At 62.6% G+C, this 2,511-nt stretch carries 2 protein-coding genes and 1 pseudogene; all 3 read right to left on the bottom strand.

Annotated elements, in window-relative coordinates:
• A pseudogene (gene tnpC, locus B7X30_RS15375) lies at nt 1-474 on the bottom strand (IS66 family transposase); the annotation flags it as partial.
• A gap of 122 nt (nt 475-596) precedes the next feature.
• Nucleotides 597-1,610 carry a site-specific integrase gene (locus B7X30_RS15370; protein ID WP_286731795.1) on the bottom strand — a complete coding sequence of 338 codons (1,014 nt, stop codon included), beginning with the start codon at nt 1,608-1,610 and terminating at the stop codon, nt 597-599.
• Nucleotides 1,607-2,434 carry a tyrosine-type recombinase/integrase gene (locus B7X30_RS15365; RefSeq protein ID WP_286731793.1) on the bottom strand — a complete coding sequence of 276 codons (828 nt, stop codon included), beginning with the start codon at nt 2,432-2,434 and terminating at the stop codon, nt 1,607-1,609. The genes B7X30_RS15370 and B7X30_RS15365 overlap by 4 nt, the downstream gene beginning before the upstream one ends.
• Nucleotides 2,435-2,511: the final 77 nt, after the last annotated feature.

Genomic DNA, 2,511 nt, shown 5'->3' with positions numbered 1-2,511 from the left:
CGTCAGCACATCCTTGAGATAGGCCCAGGGGTCGACCTCGCACAGCTTGGCCGATTCGATCAGCGTCATGAGCACGGCGGCTCGGCGGCCGGCCTGGGGTGAACCCACGAAGAGCCAATTCTTGCGGCCCAGGGCGAGGGGACGGATGGCGTTTTCCACCGCGTTGTTATCGATGGGCACGCGCCCATCGCTGGCAAACACACACAAGGCGCTCCAGCGGCCCAGCGCATAGTCGATGGCCCGCGCCGTGGCATCCGCCTTGGCCAGAAGCTGGCGTTGCTCGGTCAGCCAGGCGTGCAAGGCCTCCAGCAGGGGTTGGCTGCGCTCCTGGCGCAGCGCGGTGCGCGCATCGGGCGGATGCTCCCGAAGGGTCTGCTCGATGGCGTACAAAGCCCCGATGTGTGCCAGCGCCTCCTGCGCGATGGCGCTGCCGGCCAGCTTGTGCGCCTCGAAGAACTTTCTGCGCACATGCGCCTTATGCGGATCTCCGCATAAGGCGCATTATCTTGAGTGCAGTTTTATCCTGAGTGAAGCCAATTGGCAGCAGCGTGCATGCGGTCGATCTAGGGTCCGAACTTCACATAATTTTGGATTGCTCACAGGGACTGCAAGAACGCGAGCATGTCGGCTTTGGGCTTCCACGCCTTCGTGTTTGCCGGCTCGATGCCGGCTTTCTTCCAGAAAGCCTGCATGGCCTCTCGCTTCATCTGCAGGTTGGTCGTGATGTAGCGGCCGGTCGTGGAGACGCTGGCATGGCCCAGGTAGTCGCGAATCACCGTCACGTCAGTTCCGGACTGCAGCAGCGCCACGGCGCAGCTGTGGCGCAGGACGTGCGGCGTGATGTGTTTGCGCTGCAGCGTCGGCTTGTCGCGAGCCGCCGCAGTCGCGTGCTTGGTAAGAACGTAGGCTATGCCGTCGCGCGTCAGAGGCTGACCAAGCCGATTGACGAACACGCACTGCCCACTGGAGCCGCCCGATATGCCGCGAAGTCGGTGCAACGCATTGGCCGTCTCCGCCCACAGAGGTAACAGCCGTTCCTTCTTGCCTTTGCCGCGCAGGCGGACCTGTCTGGGTGCGGCCAATTGCAGATCGTCCCACTGAAGCCCAGCAGCTTCGCTGACCCGGGCACCGCAGTTGTAGAGAAAGAGTAGCAGCGCGTAATCGCGCCAGCCATCGCCGGTGCGCTTGTCCGGCGTGTTGATGATCAGGCGCGCGTCCTCTGCCTCAAGGTAGGTCGCAGGCCGTTGCCGCGCCTTCTTCGCAGGGATGGCCAGCACACGTATGCACTGCTGTGAATGTGCCAAGTCGTTTCGCAGCAGATGCTTGAAGAAACCACGGATCGCCGCCCGGCGGCAATTGCGTGTTGCTGCCGAATTCGAACGCTGCGCCTCGATGTGATCCAGGAAGCGCATCACCGCATCAGCGTCAATATCACCGAGCTGCAAGGAAGCAACCCCTCGGCCGCGCTGCTCAGCAACGAACTTGAACAGCATCGTCAGCGCATCACGGTAGGCACGGATAGTGTGGACGCTGGCACCTCGCTGCTTCGGCAGGTACTCTGTGAAGTATGACTGCACATGAGCGAACAGACCACACGGCGAGCGGCTCATGGCAATCGGCGCTTGCGGCGCGAGTGCTGCTCGAAGCGCTGGCTTGCCAGTTGTAGCAGTTCAGGCGTGGCTTTGAGGTACACCTCCGTGCCAAGGACGTTCTGGTGGCCGAGGTAGGCCGACAGCCACGGCAGCTTCGCGTGCACGTCCACACCCTCGACGGCCCAAGCAGTCAGCCGATGTACGGCGAAGGCATGCCTGAACTCGTAAGGCCTGGCGCCCGAGCGACCACGTGACGGCTTCAAGCCGAGATCGCGTAACAGACACCGCAAAGCATCCGAGGCTGCACGCGAAGTGAGCGCTGATCCATCGCGGCGGATGAACAGTGTCAATGGATCGTCGGCACCGCTTGCCGCCAAGACTTCCTCGCGTTGCCGCAGGTATTGGCGTAGTTCGACGACCAGATCGTCGCGGATCGCCAGGATCCGCGAGCGCCCCTTGCTTCGTTGAACTGTCAGAACGGCTGTGCGCAGATCGACGTCGACCAGGTGCAGCCTGCTGGCTTCGCCCAGCCGCATCCCGGTGCAGTACAGCACGAGCGTGAGCGCGCGCAACATCGCCCCCCACATGTTGCGACCCTCGTGCTTCGTCGCGGCGTCCACCAAGGCAAGCACCTCTTCGTGGCTGAAGATGTAGGGCACGAACACCGACTCCTTGACCGGTGCCACCGCGTGATCGGGAACGAAGCCATACGGATCACTGCGGCGGCGGAACAGGCACAACTGGCGCACCACGCCGAACTCGTTGCCCACCGTGATGGCCTTGCGGCCTTCAATCCGCGTCGCCCACTGCGTCACCGCTTGGTAAGCGTTTGCCGAACCCATCTTTTCAATGAGTCTGAGCTGAGCGAAGCTTGGGTTTTTTCGGGGGCTCCATGCGATCAGACAAACTCAGTGAAGAG

Origin of the sequence: Thiomonas sp. 13-64-67 (genome assembly GCF_002282795.1) — a bacterium.
Classification (GTDB): Bacteria; Pseudomonadota; Gammaproteobacteria; order Burkholderiales; family Burkholderiaceae_C; genus Thiomonas; species Thiomonas arsenitoxydans.
This window is presented reverse-complemented; position numbering and strand designations above follow the sequence as displayed.